The sequence below is a fragment of the uncultured Metabacillus sp. genome (genome assembly GCF_947503125.1).
Classification (GTDB): domain Bacteria; phylum Bacillota; class Bacilli; order Bacillales; family Bacillaceae; genus Metabacillus.
In genome coordinates, this window is sequence record NZ_CANNCR010000005.1 from 76,095 (window position 1) to 95,646 (window position 19,552).

21 protein-coding genes are annotated in these 19,552 nt (G+C 36.1%); 7 read left to right on the forward strand and 14 right to left on the reverse strand.

Annotated elements, in window-relative coordinates; translation table 11 throughout:
* Nucleotides 1-41: 41 nt before the first annotated feature.
* The 4 genes from Q1B07_RS05855 to Q1B07_RS05870 form a co-directional block, all read right to left on the reverse strand.
* A complete protein-coding gene (locus Q1B07_RS05855) occupies nucleotides 42-1,331 on the reverse strand; it encodes an MFS transporter (RefSeq protein ID WP_299087881.1) in 1,290 nt (429 codons plus the stop codon).
* Nucleotides 1,332-1,540: 209 nt separating this feature from the next.
* Nucleotides 1,541-2,149, reverse strand: a complete 609-nt coding sequence (gene sodA / locus Q1B07_RS05860; RefSeq protein ID WP_299087880.1) for a superoxide dismutase SodA — start codon at nucleotides 2,147-2,149, stop codon at nucleotides 1,541-1,543.
* Between the two features lie 162 nt (nucleotides 2,150-2,311).
* Nucleotides 2,312-2,794 carry a DUF456 domain-containing protein gene (locus Q1B07_RS05865; protein ID WP_299087878.1) on the reverse strand — a complete coding sequence of 161 codons (483 nt, stop codon included), beginning with the start codon at nucleotides 2,792-2,794 and terminating at the stop codon, nucleotides 2,312-2,314.
* Nucleotides 2,795-2,871: 77 nt separating this feature from the next.
* A complete protein-coding gene (locus tag Q1B07_RS05870) occupies nucleotides 2,872-4,503 on the reverse strand; it encodes a Na/Pi cotransporter family protein (RefSeq protein WP_299087877.1) in 1,632 nt (543 codons plus the stop codon).
* Between the two features lie 241 nt (nucleotides 4,504-4,744).
* On the opposite strand from Q1B07_RS05870, the gene Q1B07_RS05875 reads away from it, so the two are divergent.
* Nucleotides 4,745-5,524, forward strand: coding sequence for a DUF1189 domain-containing protein (locus Q1B07_RS05875; RefSeq protein ID WP_299087875.1), 780 nt, complete (start codon nucleotides 4,745-4,747; stop codon nucleotides 5,522-5,524).
* A gap of 23 nt (nucleotides 5,525-5,547) precedes the next feature.
* Here the strand turns inward: Q1B07_RS05875 and Q1B07_RS05880 are convergent, their stop codons facing one another.
* Nucleotides 5,548-7,314: a methyl-accepting chemotaxis protein gene (locus Q1B07_RS05880; protein ID WP_299087873.1), complete on the reverse strand. Its 1,767-nt coding sequence runs from the start codon at nucleotides 7,312-7,314 to the stop codon at nucleotides 5,548-5,550.
* Between the two features lie 238 nt (nucleotides 7,315-7,552).
* Here Q1B07_RS05880 and Q1B07_RS05885 point away from each other — a divergent pair, with 238 nt between their 5' ends.
* Complete coding sequence (locus tag Q1B07_RS05885; protein WP_299087871.1) at nucleotides 7,553-7,888, forward strand: hypothetical protein; 336 nt, start codon at nucleotides 7,553-7,555, stop codon at nucleotides 7,886-7,888.
* 145 nt (nucleotides 7,889-8,033) lie between these two features.
* Nucleotides 8,034-9,131: a flavodoxin-dependent (E)-4-hydroxy-3-methylbut-2-enyl-diphosphate synthase gene (gene ispG, locus Q1B07_RS05890; RefSeq protein WP_299088079.1), complete on the forward strand. Its 1,098-nt coding sequence runs from the start codon at nucleotides 8,034-8,036 to the stop codon at nucleotides 9,129-9,131.
* Nucleotides 9,132-9,208: 77 nt separating this feature from the next.
* On the opposite strand, the gene Q1B07_RS05895 is transcribed toward ispG, so the two are convergent.
* Together Q1B07_RS05895 and Q1B07_RS05900 are read right to left on the reverse strand one after the other, a co-directional pair.
* On the reverse strand, nucleotides 9,209-9,424 hold the full coding sequence (locus Q1B07_RS05895; protein WP_299087869.1) for a hypothetical protein: 216 nt from the start codon (nucleotides 9,422-9,424) through the stop codon (nucleotides 9,209-9,211).
* 121 nt (nucleotides 9,425-9,545) lie between these two features.
* Nucleotides 9,546-9,941 (reverse strand): DUF308 domain-containing protein, encoded by a 396-nt coding sequence (locus Q1B07_RS05900; protein ID WP_299087867.1) that lies wholly within the window; start codon nucleotides 9,939-9,941, stop codon nucleotides 9,546-9,548.
* Nucleotides 9,942-10,084: 143 nt separating this feature from the next.
* Between Q1B07_RS05900 and Q1B07_RS05905 the strand changes: the two genes are divergently transcribed.
* Entirely contained in the window at nucleotides 10,085-10,657 is a 573-nt protein-coding gene (locus Q1B07_RS05905) for a hypothetical protein (protein WP_299087865.1), read from the forward strand.
* A gap of 50 nt (nucleotides 10,658-10,707) precedes the next feature.
* Here the strand turns inward: Q1B07_RS05905 and Q1B07_RS05910 are convergent, their stop codons facing one another.
* From Q1B07_RS05910 to Q1B07_RS05920, 3 genes are read right to left on the reverse strand one after another with little or no spacing between them, the layout of a single operon-like run.
* Nucleotides 10,708-11,118, reverse strand: a complete 411-nt coding sequence (locus Q1B07_RS05910; RefSeq protein WP_299087863.1) for a Fur family transcriptional regulator — start codon at nucleotides 11,116-11,118, stop codon at nucleotides 10,708-10,710.
* Nucleotides 11,115-11,957 (reverse strand): metal ABC transporter permease, encoded by an 843-nt coding sequence (locus Q1B07_RS05915; protein WP_299087861.1) that lies wholly within the window; start codon nucleotides 11,955-11,957, stop codon nucleotides 11,115-11,117. Before Q1B07_RS05915 ends, Q1B07_RS05910 begins: the two co-directional genes overlap by 4 nt.
* Nucleotides 11,958-11,972: 15 nt before the next feature.
* Nucleotides 11,973-12,734 (reverse strand): metal ABC transporter ATP-binding protein, encoded by a 762-nt coding sequence (locus Q1B07_RS05920; RefSeq protein WP_299087859.1) that lies wholly within the window; start codon nucleotides 12,732-12,734, stop codon nucleotides 11,973-11,975.
* Between the two features lie 188 nt (nucleotides 12,735-12,922).
* Between Q1B07_RS05920 and Q1B07_RS05925 the strand changes: the two genes are divergently transcribed.
* Nucleotides 12,923-13,177: a DUF2624 domain-containing protein gene (locus tag Q1B07_RS05925; protein WP_299087857.1), complete on the forward strand. Its 255-nt coding sequence runs from the start codon at nucleotides 12,923-12,925 to the stop codon at nucleotides 13,175-13,177.
* Between the two features lie 143 nt (nucleotides 13,178-13,320).
* Here Q1B07_RS05925 and Q1B07_RS05930 read toward each other — a convergent pair whose 3' ends face one another.
* Together Q1B07_RS05930 and Q1B07_RS05935 are read right to left on the reverse strand one after the other, a co-directional pair.
* Complete coding sequence (locus tag Q1B07_RS05930; protein ID WP_299087855.1) at nucleotides 13,321-14,214, reverse strand: deoxyribonuclease IV; 894 nt, start codon at nucleotides 14,212-14,214, stop codon at nucleotides 13,321-13,323.
* Nucleotides 14,177-15,541 (reverse strand): DEAD/DEAH box helicase, encoded by a 1,365-nt coding sequence (locus tag Q1B07_RS05935; RefSeq protein ID WP_299087854.1) that lies wholly within the window; start codon nucleotides 15,539-15,541, stop codon nucleotides 14,177-14,179. The genes Q1B07_RS05930 and Q1B07_RS05935 overlap by 38 nt, the downstream gene beginning before the upstream one ends.
* Before the next feature lie 206 nt (nucleotides 15,542-15,747).
* Here Q1B07_RS05935 and vrrA point away from each other — a divergent pair, with 206 nt between their 5' ends.
* Nucleotides 15,748-16,395 carry a VrrA/YqfQ family protein gene (vrrA, locus tag Q1B07_RS05940; RefSeq protein WP_299087852.1) on the forward strand — a complete coding sequence of 216 codons (648 nt, stop codon included), beginning with the start codon at nucleotides 15,748-15,750 and terminating at the stop codon, nucleotides 16,393-16,395.
* Nucleotides 16,396-16,553: 158 nt separating this feature from the next.
* Nucleotides 16,554-17,495, forward strand: a complete 942-nt coding sequence (locus Q1B07_RS05945; protein ID WP_299087849.1) for a 4-hydroxy-3-methylbut-2-enyl diphosphate reductase — start codon at nucleotides 16,554-16,556, stop codon at nucleotides 17,493-17,495.
* Nucleotides 17,496-17,616: 121 nt separating this feature from the next.
* On the opposite strand, the gene Q1B07_RS05950 is transcribed toward Q1B07_RS05945, so the two are convergent.
* Together Q1B07_RS05950 and Q1B07_RS05955 are read right to left on the reverse strand one after the other, a co-directional pair.
* Nucleotides 17,617-18,738: a Nif3-like dinuclear metal center hexameric protein gene (locus tag Q1B07_RS05950; RefSeq protein WP_299087845.1), complete on the reverse strand. Its 1,122-nt coding sequence runs from the start codon at nucleotides 18,736-18,738 to the stop codon at nucleotides 17,617-17,619.
* The gene (locus tag Q1B07_RS05955) at nucleotides 18,735-19,451 is read right to left on the reverse strand and encodes a tRNA (adenine(22)-N(1))-methyltransferase TrmK (protein WP_299087842.1); all 717 of its coding nucleotides are present in this window, start codon (nucleotides 19,449-19,451) and stop codon (nucleotides 18,735-18,737) included. The genes Q1B07_RS05950 and Q1B07_RS05955 overlap by 4 nt, the downstream gene beginning before the upstream one ends.
* Nucleotides 19,452-19,552: the final 101 nt, after the last annotated feature.

Below are 19,552 nucleotides of genomic sequence, written 5' to 3' on the forward strand. Positions count from 1 at the left end.
ATTCCTTCCTACTTTTTATTCATAATTACTTTTAATACAAATTACCCACCGCTATCTCCATCTGCAAGATGCGGTTTACGAATAGGCTTTTGGTCTGTTTCTTCAATAGGTGCAGGACTATCCTCAACTTTTACATTCCTGACGAAAAAGTAAATAATGAAATGACCAGCTCCGATGATCGCCAATAAAATGGGGATGCTTTGTTTTTCATTGAAAAAGATTACAGCAAATAAGAAGCAAAGGATTGATAAAATACGGCCTGAGTTTAAAAAAATCTCTTTTACAACTATATATTCAATTCTTGCTTTCGCTGCATTCCATGCACGGCCGATAACATCATATGTTATTGATGAGTAGGGAACTAAAAGCATCGGGTATCCAAATGCAATTAATACCGCATATATTAGCAACTTGGTGTAGGTTAAATCGAAAAGAAGAACGAAGATGGACAAATAAAGAAAAATCCCTCCCATTAATATGAACATCTTTCTTTTTGATTTTTTAATAATTCTAGTTGCTAAATAATAAGCCAGAAACGCTGCACTTGAGTTTACCAGACCAAATTTACCAAGCGCTAATTCACTCCCGGTCGTAATAAAAACAAAGACGCCAATCACAAACGCAAATGTCCCTTCACGCAGTCCCTGAAAAAAATGAGCATGAAGAATGAGTCTCCAATTTTTATCCTTTTTTCTTTCCACTAAGATGCGTTTAAATATATACTCCCCTTCTGCAGGTCTTCTTTTTAAAAAAAAGCTAAGTACAACCGCACCTGAAAATAACAATAGTGATATGGAAAATATAATTGTATATCCTGAAAATTTTTCTAACCTTGAGATCACATAGCCTGCTACTATTGGCCCGACCATTCCAGCAGTTGAATTCAAAATCCCCATGAAGCCATTAAAAAAATCCCTTGTATCAGGTTCTGTTATTTCAAAGGTTAGTACATTAAAGGCTAACCAATAAAAGCCGTAGCCGACACCGAGAGTTCCACCTAATAAAATAAGATATTTTGCTGCTGAACCACCTATTATTAGTACGATGAGGAAAAAAATCGCCAAAAAAATTACGCCTAATCGTAATACAACGACACGGTCAACCTTTTTAGCAAGCCTCCCAGCAAATATAAACGTCAGCGGCTGCATAACAACGATTGATAAGTTGTAAATGCCTAAATCAACAAATTCACCTGATTGCTTCCATAAATACACATTTACGAATGTATTGGACAAAGCAATGCTTAAAGAATATAAACCGCCAATAACTAATAATAAAACTAAATCTTTACTGACATGCACATTACCAATAATCTTTTGCAGTTTTGACATAAGAACTACTCCCCTTCAACTTCTACTACATAGTCTGTCTTATCACTTTGGAGATATGTATTTTTATTAAAATTGATGTGTTTTGGGGAATGTTTCTTATATTGAAGTCAAATCCAGAGGTATGTTGTCATACATGACGGAGTTTGCCCAAACTTTTGAAAAAATAAAAAGAAGAGCCAACTAGTGGTCAGCTCTTCTATCAACAACAATTATTTTGCTGCGTTATAACGGTTTGCTACTTCATCCCAATTAACGACATTCCAGAATGATGCAATGTAATCTGGGCGACGATTTTGATAATTTAAGTAGTATGCATGCTCCCATACATCCAATCCTAGAATAGGTGTTTTACCTTCCATTAATGGAGAATCTTGGTTTGGCGTGCTTGTTACTTCTAATTCTCCATTATTAACAACTAACCAAGCCCAGCCAGAACCGAAGCGAGTAGTTGCAGCTTTTGCAAACTCTTCTTTAAAACTGTCGTAGCTGCCAAATTTGGCATTAATCGCATCAGCTAGTTCTCCAGATGGTGCTCCACCGCCATTTGGTGAAAGAATTGTCCAGAATAAGCTATGGTTAGCATGTCCACCACCGTTATTGCGTACAGCTGTACGAATTGCTTCAGGAACAGCATCTAAATTAGATACTAATTCTTCAACACTTTTGCTTGCAAGATCAGCGTGACCTTCTAAAGCTGCGTTCACGTTAGTGATATAAGTGTTGTGATGTTTTGTGTGATGAATATTCATCGTTTCTTTGTCAATATGTGGTTCTAGTGCATCATATGCATAAGGTAATTGAGGTAATTCATAAGCCATTTTTTATTTCCTCCTTTAATATGTACAATCTAAAGCATTGGATTTGCTTTCCAACCTAAGGTTACCAAATTTGGCCGTTACTTTCAATTGAAAAGCATGCAAGACATCTATCATTTTTTGCTTTTATCTGAAAATTATGTACTATATTTTTCAGCAATGTCCTTATAAAATGACGATTAAAAAATAACCAATCATGATAAGCTGCAAAACACCTTTTGCTACAACACCAGAAATAAAACCAATAAGGGAACCGACACCACTTTTCATTGATGATGAGAAATCCTTCTTATGAACAATCAATTCTGCAATGATCGCACCGATAAACGGTCCAAGGATAATTCCCAGAATTGGAATAACGAACGGGCCAATGATTAAGCCAATTGTGCTTCCCCAAATTGCAGCTTTACTCCCGCCAAATTTCTTTACGCCAACTAAATTTGTCAGATAATCTGCTGCAAACAAAATGGCCACAAACATCCCTTCAATGATCCAAAAGGTAATCGTAAGCTTTGAAAAATCAAATAAAAACCCATATAAAACAAATCCGGCAACAATAAAAACGACACTTGGAATTATAGGATATACCAAACCAACAAATGCAATTATGAACATTAATACGATCAGTGACCAATATAAATATTCCATTTAAAACCTCCTATAAAAAAGAAGCAAGGGAGCCCTTGCTATCCATTATACCTAATATAGTTTTCATTTCATAAGCTTTAGTTTCTATAACCTAAAACTGCCTCAGCAATATTTACAGAATGATCGCCGATTCGTTCTAAATTACTAATAATATCAACAAATACGACTCCTGCTGAACCGGAGCATTCACCTTCATTAATCCTCATAATATGCTTTTTACGAAGAGTACGCTCCATTTTATCGATTTGTTCTTCAGATTTTAACACCTTTGCAGCTAAAGAAGTGTCTTTATCGTCTAGAGATGTGATTGCATCCTTAAATGTTTGGATGGTTAGGTGGAACATATCCTCTAAATCTTGTTTTGCTGATTCCGTTAATTTAACTTTATTTGTCAGCTGGTAGCGAACTAATTCAATAACATTTTCACAGTGATCGCCGATCCGCTCAATATCACGAACTGTATCAAGGAGCATGCTATGTTCTTCAGATTCAGTATTAGACATTTGACTTCTTGAAATTAAAATTAAATAATCAGTAATTTTACGATCTAAGTTATTAATTGCCTCTTCCAATTGTAAAGCAGTATCAGCATGCTTTTGGGAATAGGTTTTTTGATATGAATTCGCCTCTTCCAATCCGAGTGCAGCAAAATTACCCATTCGCAGTACCTCTTCTTTAGCTTGCCCTAACGCAATAGAAGACGATTGCTCAATAAAAATTGGATCTAAATGCTTAGGTTTATAATCAATAAAAATATCTTCCCCTGGAATAATCTTTGTAACGATCCAAGCTAATGCTCCTATAAATGGAAATTGGATAATTGTATTAATAACATTAAACGACCCGTGAGCAAAAGCAATCGTCATTTCTGGATTTAACCCCATTACTAATTGTAAATATTGGATATAATTAAAATACAATGGAAGAAAAATCATAAAGATCGTTGTACCAATTAAATTAAACAGAACATGTGTCAGCGCAGCTCTTCTGGCTGCAACCGTTGCCCCAATTGATGCTAAAACAGCGGTAATTGTTGTACCAATATTATCACCAAACAAGACTGGCAAAGCTGCTTGTAAATCAATAAGCCCTTGCCCAAATAATTCTTGAAGAATTCCAATTGTTGCACTTGAGCTTTGAACGATTACTGTAAAAACTGTTCCAATAACGACTCCTAATAAAGGATTATCACTCATACTAACGGTTAAATCGTGAAATTCCTGTAAAGATCTTAATGGCTTCATTCCTGAGCCCATTAGCTCTAATCCATAGAATAACGCACCTAAACCTAAAATAATTTGGCCGATACTGTGTACTTGCTTATTTTTAAAAAAGAATAACATGACTGCGCCAATAAAAATAACTGGTAAAGCATACTCTGCAACATCGATGCCAATTATAAAAGCGGTAACGGTTGTTCCGATATTAGCTCCCATAATAACTCCGATGGCTTGTCTTAATGTCATAAAGCCTGCACTAACAAGCCCGACAGTAATAACCGTGGTCCCGCTGCTTGATTGAATTAACACTGTTACAATGATACCTGCTAATACTCCCATAAATGGGTTTGTTGTAAACTTATCTAGTATATCTCTTAATTTGTCTCCAGCAGACCTTTGAAGACCGTCACCCATGTATTTTATTCCAAATAAAAAGATCCCAAGGCCACCCAAAAATTCAAATATCATCTTTTGGATATCGAGTTCCACCGTTTTCAACCCCTCATTTATGTTCGTCTCATGTCGACAAATATCTACAACCCTTACAATTATTAACGATTTATTGTTTTTTTGTAAAGGTATTTCCTTCAATTCTTTACAAAATATTTATAGCTGAAATAGAAAACGTTTACATAAATCGTTTCATTTCATTCCTAACATTCTTTCTTGTATTCTTTTCTATGGAAATATAAAATATAGTCGTAAAATGAAGAAGGATGTGTCATTTCTAATGAATGTATTAAAACAGCTGCTTAGTAGTCTATACTCCCCAAAGATCATTTCCACTTTTCGATTTCAAGGGATCGGTAAAACAATACTTTATGTATTTATTTTATCAATACTAAGTACAATTCCTGCTGCCTATTATTTATCTAGTGGACTAACAGAAGGGTTAAAAGGGTTTGATCAAACGCTGAAAGATGAATTACCTTCCTTTTCAATTGAGGACGGCAAGCTTTCAGCTGAAGCAGACAAACCAGTTGAAATTAAAAAAGAAGATTTTATTATTATTTTGGATGATACTGCTACATATGGAGAAGAAGAAATTAAAACAAAGGAAAATGCAATCGGTATTTTGCACGATCGATTTGTTTTTGCAGCAAATGGACAGGCCCAATCATATGAATACAGCCTATTGAATATGTCTTTATCTAAACAAGACCTAATCGAAATTTCAAAGCAATTTAACCAGCTACTCCCCATCTTTATCTCAATTTTAATTGCTGGCATCTACTTATTTAGTTCTTTCATTAAATTTATTGAAGTAACAATTTTAGCGCTTTTTGGATTAGCCTTCAAAAACAGCCTTCAAAGAAGATTGAATTTCAAACAGGTTTGGGTCTTGTCAGCATACGCCACAACACTCGCAACTGTCTTTTTCTTCATTATGGATAGTTTACAGGTAATTGTCCCAAGCGGATTTTTATTAAATTGGTTTGTACATCTAATTGTTCTATACTTAGTAATAAAAGAGGTTCCGGCAACTAAAAAACCGTTAAAAACAGCTTAAAAAACGCGGTAGATCCGCGTTTTTTATTTAATAATATACTGCTTTGTATAATCAGATAATGTTTTTGATAAGTTAGTAAGGATTAGGCCCATTTCATGTGTACGTTTAATTTGTGTAATTTGCGCTTCTGATGAGGTAAGGATTTGCTCTGCACTTGCTAAGGTCTCTTGCGAAATCGATACAAAACTCTCTGAGGATTGTTCCATTTTTGGAAGTGTAAAATTAAGCTCATGCAAATGATCCTTCATTCCTGATAATTTTTGGTTAACGTTTGAAATTTCAGTCATTAACAGATCAAAAGCTTTTTTTGATTGGCCAGCAACCTGTAAATGTGAGTGGATTTTACTTACTATTGTTTCAAATTCATTATTCGCTTTATCTGAAATATCTTCCATCATTTTGATGGATTGAGTTATCTCCTCTGTTGCTTTTGAGGATTGATTTGCAAGTTTGCGAACCTCATTTGCAACTACAGCAAAGCCTTTGCCTGCTTCTCCGGCCCGTGCAGCTTCAATCGTTGCATTAAGTGCAAGCAGCTTTGTTTGTTCTGCTATTGATTGGATGATTCTTACTACATGTGTAATAATGACTGAATTGTCCTTTACCCCTTTGATTGTAACAGACATATTTGAAAAATCTTCTGCCACATCATACATGGACTGTATCATTTCTGAGATGCTTCTTTCCCCTATGACAGCTGATTGATTCATTTCGATTGCGCTTTTAAAAACATACTCCATATTTTGTAATATTAGATTAATCTCTCTTTTCATTTCTTTAAACGTCACAACATTTTCGTCAGAACTTGCAGCTGTTTGAGCTGCACCTTGTTTCACAATCTTAATTGCCTCAACTAATTGGCTGTTTTGCTGCATGACATCCTCTGATGCCTTTTTCAAATTGCTGCCTGTTGTAAAAAGCTCTGTCGTTGTTCCATTAATTTGTGAGATCATTTCTCTCATTTGATCCACCATTTGGTTAAAACTATTATGTAAGGAATGTATTTCAGGAATGTTTGTTGTTAGCTTTATCGTATTTGATAAATCTCCATTTCTCATTTCACTCATTGTGTTTCGTAATATAGTTAAAGGCTTTGTTAAGCTTCTTACAAGCAGGAAAAGCATAATGGTTGTAAGAATCACACTTATTATTACGATGATTCCAATAAATGCTGCAAGATCATTAACTGGCTCCATATATTTATCAGTTGGAACAACAATAAGATAAAAACCTTTTAATTCTTGAATTTCTTTAAATGCCATCGTGTAGTCAATTCCAGCTATCTTTTTATATAAAACACCATGATCTTTTTCACGGATTTCGCTAACGAGCTGATTTGATAGAGAAATATTTGCATTTTTATTGATTTGCATTGGTTCTGTAGACTGCTCAGTAACTAGAAAAAATTGCGCAGGCAATCCATCCTGAATTAATGCCGAAGCTTGTCCTGGTACAACCACCTCATTCACTCGTTCCAAAAATTTCTCTTGATCACCGATATAAGCAAAGGCAAGATTCTCAACAATGTCTGAGGTGGTGTTTACTTCTCTATATAGTCTTTCTTCGATAATCTCCATTGTTGTGTCTTTAGACTTACTATAAGAGGTAAAACCAACAATGCTAATTGATGTTAATAATAACGATAGAACCAAAATCATTAATCTCGTTTGCAGGGTTATTTTTGAAAAAATTGCTTGTTCTGCCGTTTTCCATTTTGCTTTTAGCTTAACAATAAAAAGTTTTAGCTGTGGAATTTGTTTTAGTTTCATTACCTTTTTACCTTTTTGCATGTTAGCACCCCTATTTCCAATTCCTCTAAAATTATGGCAGGGAAATATTAAGAAAGTGTAAATTACATGTAAACTTTTATTATTTTTTAGTCGAAAAGTCCTGATTCATTTTCAGTACCAATCTTTTTTCTTTTTATTTCCTACTACTGGAATATTTTACTTGGACAAGCCATATGTATAAGAGTAAATGGAGTAATTATTTTTATTCTAATATTAAACTAGGTATGGAGGACAAAAAATGAAGCGACTTTTTCTCTTCTTATTAGTTATTTTTCTTTGTTATATCGTGTATTACGATTTTCAAATTGGTACTTTACCAGCTCTTAGTATAAGTAAAAATCCTCCAGAATCAGAAAAAGCGTTAAAAATAAAAGAAGAGTCAGCTTCTATTCCCTATTTTGAAGTTGAAATAAAACAAGGCGACACTGTATTAACTATTATTGAAAGACATCATAACGGACTTCCTGCCTCAATTGAGAAGATCATCAAAGATTTTGAAGTATTAAATTCAGATGTAAAAGCAGAAGAGATTTTACTAGGTGAAACGTACCGTTTTCCAAATTATGAACAGTAGATGGTCCTTGTCATTTATATGCCCTCCCTGTAAAATGAGGGATGGAAGGTCAATTAGTAGAATAAATAGCCAAAGTCAAGTATCATTATAATGATAAAGTTTTTGCATTAAACTTAACTTAAGGAGCGATTTACACGTGAGTGAAATCATACATCGTACTAAAACCCGACCAGTTAAAGTTGGGAATTTAACAATTGGCGGAAATAATGAAGTTGTTATTCAAAGTATGACTACAACAAAAACACATGATGTAGAAGCAACAGTTGCCGAAATCAAACGTTTAGAGGAAGCAGGCTGTCAGATCGTACGTGTTGCCTGTCCTGATGAACGTGCGGCAAATGCAATTGCTGAAATAAAAAAAAGAATCAATATCCCACTTGTTGTGGATATTCATTTTGATTATAAGCTAGCGTTAAAAGCGATTGAAGGCGGAGCAGATAAAATCAGAATTAACCCGGGGAATATTGGGAGAAGAGAAAAGGTTGAAGCTGTTGTAAAAGCGGCAAAAGAACGAAAGATTCCAATTCGAATTGGTGTAAATGCCGGTTCCCTTGAAAAGAGAATTCTTGAAAAATACGGATATCCAACAGCAGATGGCATGGTGGAAAGTGCCTTACATCACATTAAAATTTTAGAGGATTTGGATTTTCACGATATTATCGTTTCCATGAAGGCTTCCGATATTAACCTGGCAATCGAAGCATATGAAAAAGCGGCAATGGCATTTGATTACCCGCTTCATTTAGGGATTACCGAGTCAGGCACCCTTTTTGCCGGCACAGTAAAAAGTGCAGCAGGATTAGGTGTTATTTTAAACAAAGGGATCGGAAACACACTCCGTGTCTCATTAAGTGCGGATCCTGTTGAAGAGGTTAAAGTGGCCCGTGAGCTATTAAAATCATTTGGTTTAGCGGCAAATGCGGCAACTTTAATTTCATGCCCAACATGCGGCCGTATTGAGATTGATTTAATCAGTATTGCAAATGAAGTGGAAGAATATATTTCAAAAATTAAAGCACCAATTAAAGTAGCTGTATTAGGTTGTGCTGTTAACGGACCTGGTGAAGCCCGTGAAGCTGACATTGGGATTGCAGGTGCCCGTGGGGAGGGACTTCTTTTCCGCAAAGGAGAAATAGTACGTAAAGTTCCTGAAGAAACAATGGTTGAGGAACTAAAAAAAGAAATTGATAAAATTGCCGAAGAATACTTTGCCAAGCAAGAAGCTGAAAAATTAAAAGCTTAACCTTTATAAAAAAGGGTCTGACCTCCTTACTACGTTTCGGGGACTGACCCTTTCTTATTTCCTCTAAAAAGTCCTTACTAACGACGATCATTATTCACTGGGAGCAAAACAGCACCGATATTATTGCTGGTAGATATAGTGGTTTCAATATCATCTTTCACTTCTTTTTCTTCATAAAAACGATTATTGATAGCAAAATTGGCTGAATCAGCATCATTAGCCTGTCTCTCAGGATCAGGGCCATTATCCCCTAATAATTTTTGAATCTTTATATTTGCATTCTTTTCATTCATATTCTTTTCCTCCCTTACAAATAAGAACCATTCTAAAAATAAAGAGACAGACCCCTCAAACACAAAATTGTGTTTATTGAGGGGTCATTGCCATTAAGTCAACCTCAATATTTTAGTCGTTTTAGAAAAATGGTGTAATAAATATTCCTAAAACGAGGGAAACAGCACCAATACCAATTGCCCATGCTCCTAATGCATTTGCTCCTCTTCTACGGGCAATGAATCCAACAATGATACCTGCTGCTCCTAAAATAACAGGTAAGATAAAAAGCGAGATAATGGAAAGTGCTAAAGCTAAATATCCCATTCCTCTGCCTTCGCCTACTACTTCATTGCGGTCATCGACTCTTTCATCTGCAGCATAGTCTCTGTCCACATTTACTGGCGCCGCTATTTCAGCCGCAGCTTCTGTTTGATAGTCATCGTCAATTTCTTGATCTAGTGGCGTAAATCCCTTGTAATTAGGGTTGTCTAAACGATCTCGTTCTTGTCGATCGAACTTATTTTCGTCTGCCATTTTAGATCCCTTCCTTTCTAAAATAAAGGAGCATTTATAGTATAGACATTGAAGGTTGAACTATTACTGTAAAACTTTTCTGTCCGTTAAAATTTCATTATGGTACACTACTATTAGGCAATCAGCGAAGGAGTTGGCAGAAAATGTTACGTCTTGGAATTGATATAGATGGTACCATTACAGACCCTAAAACATTCATTCCATATTTAAACAAATCATTTCAGACACAATTAACATACAATGATTTAAAGGAATATGATTTAACAAAGGTCTTAAACATTACTGAGGAAGATTTTTGGAATTGGATGGATGAATTTGAACCTATTATATATAAAGAAGCTCCACTTTCCTTACATGCTAAACATGTACTAGACGATTGGAAGGATCGCCATCAGCTCTTATTCATTAGCGCCAGAAGAAAACATTTGCTTGATGTAACGTACAATTGGTTTAAAGAAATGGACGTATTTTATCATCATATTGAATTAATTGGAAGTCATGATAAGCTTGAAGCGGTGAAACGAAATGAAATTTCGATCTTTTTTGAGGACAAGCATGATAATGCTTGTATGATAAGTGAGGAGCACCAAATCCCCGTTATTTTGTTTAATACTCCTTATAATCAAGACCCTGTACCTAAAGGTGTTGTTCGGGTAAATCATTGGCTTGAGGCGAGAGACTGGGTAAATCAATGGTATGAAGCAAAAGTAATCTAAATAGCAGTAAAGGCTGTCTCATAAATGCTTTGGTTGAGACAGCCTTTTGTTTAGTGGCATTGCGGACATGTTCCATAAACTTCAAACTTATGACCGCTTATATCATAACCGGCTAAATTTTCTTCTAAATTTCCCATAGGACACCCAGGGATTTCCTTAGTTTTTCCGCATTGTAAACAAATAAAATGATGATGGTGATGATTTGCATTGCAGGTGAATCGGAAATGCTTCTCCCCTGACAATTCAGTCATTTCAAAAATGCCTAATTCAGCAAACAATGATAAATTTCGATAAATGGTATCAAAACTAAGTCCAGGATAATCGTCCTTTAGGGATTCTAAGACATCTTTTGCCGTCAGGTATTTGTCGTGATCAGCAAATAATTGCAGCATTTCCTCTCTTTTACTCGTATATTTATAGCCTTTTTCTTTTAATAAGTCGAGAGCTTCTTGAACATTCATGAAACTTTCCCCTTTGTAAATTTTGTCCATAAAATAGTAAAAATAAGAATGAGTACTGATAATATTACAATGGTTCCACCTGGCGCTAAATCCAAATAATAAGCTAGGAATAATCCAATAATAACAGAAAGTTCACCAAATAGTACAGAAAAGAAAATGGTTTGCTTAAAGCCTTTTGCAATCCGAATGCTTGCAGCAACAGGTAATGTCATTAACGATGAAACAAGCAATATTCCGACAATCCTCATAGACCCGGCTATCACTAAAGCGACAATCAGAATAAACATAAAATGAATCCACTTTGCATGAATACCTGATGCCGTTGCATGTTCTTCATCAAATGAAAGCAAGAATAATTCTTTGTATAAGATAAAAACGATTGCTATCACGATGATTGTAATCGCAATAATAACATATAGGTCTGTCCTGCTAACAGCACTTATACTACCAAATAAATAGCTTAATAAGTCTGTATTAAATCCATCCGCTATCGAGATAAAGATAACACTGATTCCTACTCCGCTGGATAAAATAATAGGAATCGCAAGCTCCTGATAATGCTTATAAACAGTGCGGAGCTTCTCAATAAAAAGCGAACCTGTTACCGAAAAAGCCATTCCTAAATAAATCGGGTTAAGACCTGCAAATGCAGCAACTTTTTTTTCAAGTAATAAGCTTGCAGCAATTCCAGCCAATGTAACATGACTTAAGGCATCAGCAATAAGAGACATCCTTCTCACAACGACGAATACCCCTAGAAGCGGCGCTATGATTCCAATTAGCATTCCAGATAAAAATGCATTTTGTAAAAACTCATACGTAAAAAGACTGCTTAACATTGTTTACATCCTCCATTAATGGGAGTGATCATGTGTTAACACATGTAATGAATGTCCATAGAACTCGGACATCTCATCATCCTTCAATAATTCAAATTCTTTAGAGTTACCATGAAAATGCAGATGTTTATTAATGCATGCCACGTGCGACACTTTATCTGTAATTGTACCGATATCATGAGTAACTAAAATTAAGGTAATTCCTAAATCCTTGTTTAGATGTGTCAGCATTTCATAAAAATTTTGAACGGTTTTCGCATCGACCCCTACTGTCGGTTCATCCAAAATTAAAAGCTTAGGATTTGAGACAATCGCTCGAGCAATAAATGCCCGCTGTTGCTGTCCTCCTGAAAGCTCACCAATGTTTCGCTTCGCAAACTTAGCTAATCCTACTGCTTCAATGGCATCTGTTACATTTTTGCGGTCATTAGGGCCCATAAATTTAAATAACCCTAACTTTGATGTTAAGCCACTCGAAACCACTTCAAAAACCGATGCAGGAAACCCTGTATTAAAGCTATTTGCTTTCTGTGAGACAAAGCCAATTTCATGCCAGTTTTTGAATTTTTGTATCGGTTGTCCGAATAACTTTATTTCACCTTGCTGAGGTTTTAATAAGCCTAGCAAGCATTTTAATAATGTTGTTTTCCCAGAACCATTTGGACCAACAAGTCCAACAAAACTTCCTTGTTCAACTGTCATATTAATGCTCTCTAACACTCTTTGCCTGTCATATGTGAAGTTTAAATCGTTTATTTCGATTATAGGCTGGTTCATTGATCTTCTTCACCCTTTTCAATTTAAGAATCGTTACGATTTACAAAAAGTAAAACAACGATCCTCTATAACATAAAAATTATACAGAATAATATCTTTCATGTAAAGTTTAAAATTAAAGGGATTAAGGGATAAAAATCGCACATTTTACCAATACCTCCATACATTGTGTTAGAGGAGGTTTGAAAATGATCTTATTTCAAAAAATTATCAATCAAAAACTTAACAATATATCCGTCGAGGAGCTTATGCAGTATGCGAAACAATTTAATATTTCCATTGGTCGGGCCCAAGCCGCTGAGGTTGTAAAAGCCATGAATGGCCAAAATATTAATATTTTTAATCAGAATGAAAGAAAGAAACTACTGGCGAAAATCGCCAAGATAACATCCCTAGAAACCGCTCAACAGGTTAATCAAATTTTTCAAAAGTTTACGAACTAACAGTACTTAATGTAAGAAGGCTGTCCCATGTAAGACCCCTAAACTCAAAATAGGACCCAACCAGATGGAATCCTATTTTAATCATTTCTTAAAAGGGGACTGAACTGAATGAGACAGCCTTTTATTTCTTCAAACTCTACAGATTACTGATTCATAATCTTTTCTAATAATCCTTCATCAAAGGTCTGTTCCTTGAACATATTAATCTCGAATTTATACGGAGGCTTTTTATATTTTTTATCTTCCCCTACAAACGGTGTTTCAAGGATTTTGGGGATCTCTGTTAGTGACGGATGATGCACTATATTATTCAATGCTTGAAAACCGATATGACCTAAGCCGATATTCTCGTGGCGGTCTTTTGCGGCACCTGCTGGATTTTTACTATCATTTATATGCAAAACCTTTAAACGATCTAATCCTATGATTGAGTCAAACTCATTCAAAACTCCATCGAAGTTACCTACAATATCATACCCTGCATCATGTGTATGGCATGTGTCAAAGCAGATGGATAGATGCTGGTTATGCGTAACTCCATCAATGATTTTAGCTAACTCATCAAAGGAGCGGCCGCATTCAGAACCTTTACCAGCCATTGTCTCTAATGCAATTTGTACTTCTTGATTTTGCTCAAGCACTTCATTTAAGCCTTCAATAATTTTCTTAATGCCTGCCTCTGCACCCGCTCCTACATGTGCACCAGGGTGAAGAACAATCTGTTTTGCACCGATCGCCTGCGTTCTCTCGATTTCTGAACGAAGGAAGTTTACACCAAGCTCAAACGTAGCGGGATTTGTTGAATTTCCAATATTAATAATATACGGTGCATGAACAACGATTTCATCAATACCATGTTCTTTCATATGAGCATTGCCTGCTTCAATATTTAAATCCTCGATTTTCTTTCGTCTAGTGTTTTGCGGTGCACCGGTATAGATCATAAATGTTGATGCTCCGTATGAAACAGCCTCCTCACTCGCTGCTAAGAGCATTTTTTTACCGCTCATCGATACATGTGAACCTATTTTTAGCATCTTTCTTCCCCCTATTTACTTTTCTTGATAATCTTCTTTTTCTCTTTTTAATTTGTTCCATCTCCCGGCTCATTTTCTTTTTATAGCCAGGCTTAACCTTTTTCGGCTTTTGGACAATGCTTTTCGCCAGAGCATCAACCTCATCAACCGTTTTTTTTCGTTTTTGTCGTCGTTTACGGTCATCAATATCCTTCCATTCTCCACCAACAAAGTCACGATTAATAAATTCAATACCCAGCTTCTCCAATTTATTTAATGCATCTTCATCAGCAGCTTCAAAAAGCGTAACAGCAATACCTGAACTGCCGGCACGCGCTGTTCTACCTACACGATGAATATAAAAATCCAAGTCAGTTGTAGGAAGCTCATAGTTAATAACATGACTAACACCTTTAATATCAATTCCTCGTGCCGCTAAATCTGTGGCAACGACATATTGAAACTCGAGATCATTTATTTGCTTCATCATTTTTTTACGATCACGAGGAGTCAAGTCTCCGTGTATTCGGCCAATCTTTAAGCCTTTTTCAATCAAGGCATCAGCTACTTCGTCTGCAGCCTTTTTCGTATTTGTAAAGACGATCGCTAAAAAGGGATTGAAATTAACCAGTATATCATGTACCAGTTTTATTCGATCCCGGTGCCTAACTGGTACTAAAACATGATCAATTTTTGCTGCGGTTGCCTGTTTTGGTGCAACATGTGTAAATTTCGGATTTTCTAAATATTTTTTTAGAAATGGTTTTAGCTTTTCTGGAATCGTTGCGGAAAAGACAAGAATTTGCAAATCTTCAGGCATTTGACCTGCTACCATATCAACTTCTTTAATGAAGCCCATATCAAGCATGAGATCCGCTTCATCGACAACCAACGTTTGTACTTTTCCGACGTTTAATGCATGCTCTCTCACTAAGTCGTTAATTCTACCAGGGGTTCCTACAACAATATGCGGTTGTGTTTTAAGCTTTTCGATTGCCCGTTGCTTATCAGTTCCACCGATAAAACATTTAGCAGAAATTGCTTCTTTTGAAAATGTGATTACTTTGACAGCCTCATTATAGATTTGTGTCGCTAACTCTCTTGTCGGTGCTGTTATGACAACTTGAACCTCTTTACGTTCAGGTTCTATCATATTTAATAAAGGTAATAAGTAAGCATGTGTCTTACCCGTCCCAGTTTGTGATTGTCCAATTGCACTTTCACCTTTTAAGATCGATGGAATTAATCTTTCTTGAATTTCTGTTGGTTCAAAAAATTTTAATTCCTTAGTTATTGCTTCTATTATAAATGGTTTAAACAAAAATCGCTCAAATTTTGTTTGTTCCATACATATCATCTCCTTTTTGATAAAGCTTTATATATGCATTCTTTATCAGCCCATCATTAAATTATATCAAATAAATGGGAAAACTCAAATTTTGTAACGCTAAAAGTTTTTAAAATGGATTATGCAAAGGTAAATGTTGAGAAACCATTCTCTTCCTTAATGCATAAACTATTGATAGGGCAACAAACTAAGGAAGGAGGATTTATATGTTTCCACAAAGACCAATGCCTCCAATGAATTCAAGAGGTTTTTTTCCACAGCAAGGCCGGATGCCGATAGGACGCCACCCTTTTCAAGGACCTGTCATGGGCAATAGACCATTTACTCCTCAAATGCAGGCTAGAGGCGGAGGATTAAAAGGTTTACTTTCCCGCATCATGCCTGGAAGTCAAGGGGCAGCTCGTGTTGCAAACCCTCAAAGTTTTATTCAAGGTGCGTCAGGGGCTACAAGGGCTACAGGTGCTATTCAAGGGTTAGCAAACCCTGCTAATATCTCAAAAATGCTTGGCAATGTCCAAAAGGCTTTAGGCGTGGCCCAACAGGTTACTCCAATGGTTCAGCAATACGGTCCATTAGTAAAAAATTTACCGGCAATGATCAAAATATATCGTGAATTAAAAAATAGTGACGCCACCGATGATGTTCAAAATGAAGACGATAATACTTTGGAAAAGACAGAATCTGACTCTATAGAAACTCCATCGTCAAATTTAGAAAAGGAAAAACAAAGACAGAAGAAAAAACGCACAACCTCACAAAATACAGAGACTGACACAGCAGAAGAAAAGCCTGCTAATGAAGCTAAGAGCCTTCCATCTGCTTCAAAACGTTCCAAGCCGAAAATGTATATCTAATTTTCTTCTTTGTAATCTTATCAAATGTTCGTTATAATATTAAGAGATTATAAGAGTATAAAAGCCGGATTTTCGGCTTTTTTAAGTAGGAAAAAGGGACGAAGCCCACGGACTAATACTCCGTTTAACCTTTTTTGATCTCTTAAGGAGGCAAAATAATGGACGTAATTAAAATCGCTCCACGTGGTTATTGCTACGGCGTAGTAGACGCAATGGTGATTGCCAAAAATGCTGCATTAGATAAATCCTTACCAAGACCAATCTACATTTTAGGTATGATTGTTCATAATAAACATGTGACAGATGCCTTTGAAGAAGAAGGAATTATCACGCTTGATGGTAAAAATCGCTTAGAAATCCTGGAGAAGGTTGATCAAGGAACCATTGTATTTACCGCACATGGAGTTTCACCTGAAGTAAGAAAGATTGCAAAAGAAAAAGGGCTTGTGACAATTGATGCAACCTGCCCAGATGTGACAAAAACACATGAGCTTATTCGTGAAAAAGAGGCACAAGGCTATCATGTCATCTATATTGGAAAGAAAGGACATCCTGAGCCTGAGGGTGCAGTTGGTGTTGCACCACATGCTGTTCATTTAGTTGAGACCACTCAGGATGTTGAGCAATTAGAAATTGACAATGAGAAAATTATCGTGACAAACCAAACGACAATGAGTCAATGGGATGTTGCTGATATTATGGAGAAGGTTAAAGATAAATTCCCGCATGTTGAGATTCACCGCGAAATTTGCTTAGCCACTCAAGTACGCCAAGAAGCTGTTGCCGAGCAAGCAAAAGATGCAGATTTAACCATTGTAGTAGGAGATCCGAAAAGCAATAACTCAAATCGTCTCGCTCAGGTATCAGAACAGATTGCAGGAACAAAAGCATACCGTATTTCAGATTTAAGTGAGCTAAAACTTGAATGGTTAATTGATGTGAAAAAAGTTGCGGTTACAGCAGGTGCATCAACACCAACGCCAATTACAAAAAAAGTCATACAATTTCTTGAACAATACAACCCTGAGGACAAGTCTACCTGGAATTTGGATCACCAAGTTCCATTAGCGAAAATACTTCCTAAAGTTAAAGTTAAATAAAAGAAAAGCGCAAGCGCCTTGCTTAGCCTAGGGGCTAGGCGCTTGAGCTAGACGTAAAAAGTTTATACAAAAAGTTATACTTCTTATCGATTAAAAAATGGGCTGAGTGACAGCCCATTTTTTAAACAAATGTAAATGGATCTGTATTAACCTTTGATCCAAATACTTGTACCTCATATTTTTTTTCTTTACACATATCTCCTAATTTTGCAGAGACTCCTTTGATCATTACCTTCTCAACATGATGACCAGGGTCGATCACATTTAAATTCATCATTAAGGCGTCCTGAGCAACATGGAAATATAAATCGCCAGTAACATAGACATCAGCACCTTTAAATTTTGCTTGCTGAATATATTTATTCCCGTCACCACCTAAAACCGCAACCTTTTTTACTCTTGAGCTTGGGTTTCCTACCATTCTAACATGTTCAACTTGAAGCGATGTTTTAACATGCTCGGCAAATTCTTGAAGGCTCAACTCCGCATTCAACTTTCCAATTCTTCCCAGACCTAAGGTGGTACCAGGTTGTTCTAATGGGTAAAAATCATAGGCAACCTCTTCATATGGATGGGTTTTAAGCATTGTTTGGACGACCTTTTTTTGGATTGACTCAGGGAAAATTGTTTCGATTCTCGCTTCTTTTACAAATTCGAGTTGTCCTTTTTCTCCTATAAATGGTTCTGCCCCATTTAGCGGAAGAAAGCTGCCTTCCCCACTCGTCGAAAAGGAACAATGACTGTAGTTGCCAATATGACCTGCACCTGCATTTCCCAATGCATCTCTCATTTCCTTTTCATGAGCTTCTGGTACGAACACAACTAGTTTTTTTAACTTATCTTCATATGTAGGAACAAGAACCTCTAAATCAGATAACGCTAGCGCTTCAGCTAGCATATCATTTACACCGCCATATGCAACATCCAGGTTTGTATGTGCAGCATAAACAGCGATATCATGCTTAATACACTTTTCCAGCATTCGACCATATGTGTTATCTGTTGTGAGTTTCTTTATCGGACGAAAAATTGGCGGATGATGGGCTATAATTAGATCAACTTTCTTTTCGACGGCCTCATCAATAACTGATTCCATCACATCCAATGTAATCATTACTTGGTTGACCTGCTTATTAAGATTGCCGATTTGAAGACCAATTTTATCGCCTTCAACTGCATATGATTTTGGTGAGAACTGCTCAAACAGCTCAATCACTTCATAACCATTTGGAATTTTGCTCATAATAGCAATACCTCCTCAACAAGCTTCATTTTATTCGTTAATTCTCTAAACTTTTCGTTATTTTCATATGTATGTCCTGCCTGTTCAAGCTTTTGAACGATTGTTTTCCAATGGTTGTATTCTTGAGACCATTTTTTCACAAACACAGGAGATTTTTTTCTAGCTAAAATTGGACCTAGCAGCAGGTTCGCTTCTAGTGAATAGGTTTGATATGGAAGCAGTGGGTCACCTATTTCGGCCACTAGTATTTCATAGATTTTTTGATCTTCCTCAATAATTTCTTCGTTAATAAGCACCCAACCATTATCAAGTAACCATTTTCTAATGGAAATAGCATGGATATTCGGTTGTAAAACAAGCCGTTTCACTTGATTTAACTTCGAGCTGCCATCTTCTAATATTTTTTTTATTAGGCTCCCCCCCATCCCTGCAATCGTAATGCAGTCGACGGTATCCCCTTCATTAATAACGGATAAACCATCACCTTGACGTACAGAAATTTTATCTGTTAATTCACATTTCTGCACTTGGCTTTTGGCAGATAAAAAAGGTCCGTCCGTAATTTCTCCGGCAATTGCTCCTTTTGCAATGCCTTTTAAGATTGAGTAACAAGGTAGATAGGCATGATCTGAGCCAATGTCGGCAAAAACGGCCCCTTTTGGAATGTAGCCAGCAACTGTCTCAAGCCTTTTTGATAACTTCAATTCATTCATTTTGTCACCACTTTTTTGTATTTTGCGTTCTAATAAGCACTACTAAGTATAAAAAAAGTCCTTCACAAATGCAAAGGACTTTTTTATACACAAGATTTTAA

What these genes read in the sequence shown, in the direction of transcription:
- Q1B07_RS05855 (WP_299087881.1), bottom strand. Translation starts at nt 1,331, where the DNA reads ATGTCAAAACTGCAAAAGATTATTGGTAATGTGCATGTCAGTAAAGAT.
- sodA (WP_299087880.1), bottom strand. Translation starts at nt 2,149, where the DNA reads ATGGCTTATGAATTACCTCAATTACCTTATGCATATGATGCACTAGAA.
- Q1B07_RS05865 (WP_299087878.1), bottom strand. Translation starts at nt 2,794, where the DNA reads ATGGAATATTTATATTGGTCACTGATCGTATTAATGTTCATAATTGCA.
- Q1B07_RS05875 (WP_299087875.1), top strand. Translation starts at nt 4,745, where the DNA reads ATGAATGTATTAAAACAGCTGCTTAGTAGTCTATACTCCCCAAAGATC.
- Q1B07_RS05880 (WP_299087873.1), bottom strand. Translation starts at nt 7,314, where the DNA reads ATGCAAAAAGGTAAAAAGGTAATGAAACTAAAACAAATTCCACAGCTA.
- Q1B07_RS05885 (WP_299087871.1), top strand. Translation starts at nt 7,553, where the DNA reads ATGAAGCGACTTTTTCTCTTCTTATTAGTTATTTTTCTTTGTTATATC.
- Q1B07_RS05895 (WP_299087869.1), bottom strand. Translation starts at nt 9,424, where the DNA reads ATGAATGAAAAGAATGCAAATATAAAGATTCAAAAATTATTAGGGGAT.
- Q1B07_RS05900 (WP_299087867.1), bottom strand. Translation starts at nt 9,941, where the DNA reads ATGGCAGACGAAAATAAGTTCGATCGACAAGAACGAGATCGTTTAGAC.
- Q1B07_RS05905 (WP_299087865.1), top strand. Translation starts at nt 10,085, where the DNA reads ATGTTACGTCTTGGAATTGATATAGATGGTACCATTACAGACCCTAAA.
- Q1B07_RS05910 (WP_299087863.1), bottom strand. Translation starts at nt 11,118, where the DNA reads ATGAATGTTCAAGAAGCTCTCGACTTATTAAAAGAAAAAGGCTATAAA.
- Q1B07_RS05915 (WP_299087861.1), bottom strand. Translation starts at nt 11,957, where the DNA reads ATGTTAAGCAGTCTTTTTACGTATGAGTTTTTACAAAATGCATTTTTA.
- Q1B07_RS05920 (WP_299087859.1), bottom strand. Translation starts at nt 12,734, where the DNA reads ATGAACCAGCCTATAATCGAAATAAACGATTTAAACTTCACATATGAC.
- Q1B07_RS05925 (WP_299087857.1), top strand. Translation starts at nt 12,923, where the DNA reads ATGATCTTATTTCAAAAAATTATCAATCAAAAACTTAACAATATATCC.
- Q1B07_RS05930 (WP_299087855.1), bottom strand. Translation starts at nt 14,214, where the DNA reads ATGCTAAAAATAGGTTCACATGTATCGATGAGCGGTAAAAAAATGCTC.
- Q1B07_RS05935 (WP_299087854.1), bottom strand. Translation starts at nt 15,541, where the DNA reads ATGGAACAAACAAAATTTGAGCGATTTTTGTTTAAACCATTTATAATA.
- vrrA (WP_299087852.1), top strand. Translation starts at nt 15,748, where the DNA reads ATGTTTCCACAAAGACCAATGCCTCCAATGAATTCAAGAGGTTTTTTT.
- Q1B07_RS05945 (WP_299087849.1), top strand. Translation starts at nt 16,554, where the DNA reads ATGGACGTAATTAAAATCGCTCCACGTGGTTATTGCTACGGCGTAGTA.
- Q1B07_RS05950 (WP_299087845.1), bottom strand. Translation starts at nt 18,738, where the DNA reads ATGAGCAAAATTCCAAATGGTTATGAAGTGATTGAGCTGTTTGAGCAG.
- Q1B07_RS05955 (WP_299087842.1), bottom strand. Translation starts at nt 19,451, where the DNA reads ATGAATGAATTGAAGTTATCAAAAAGGCTTGAGACAGTTGCTGGCTAC.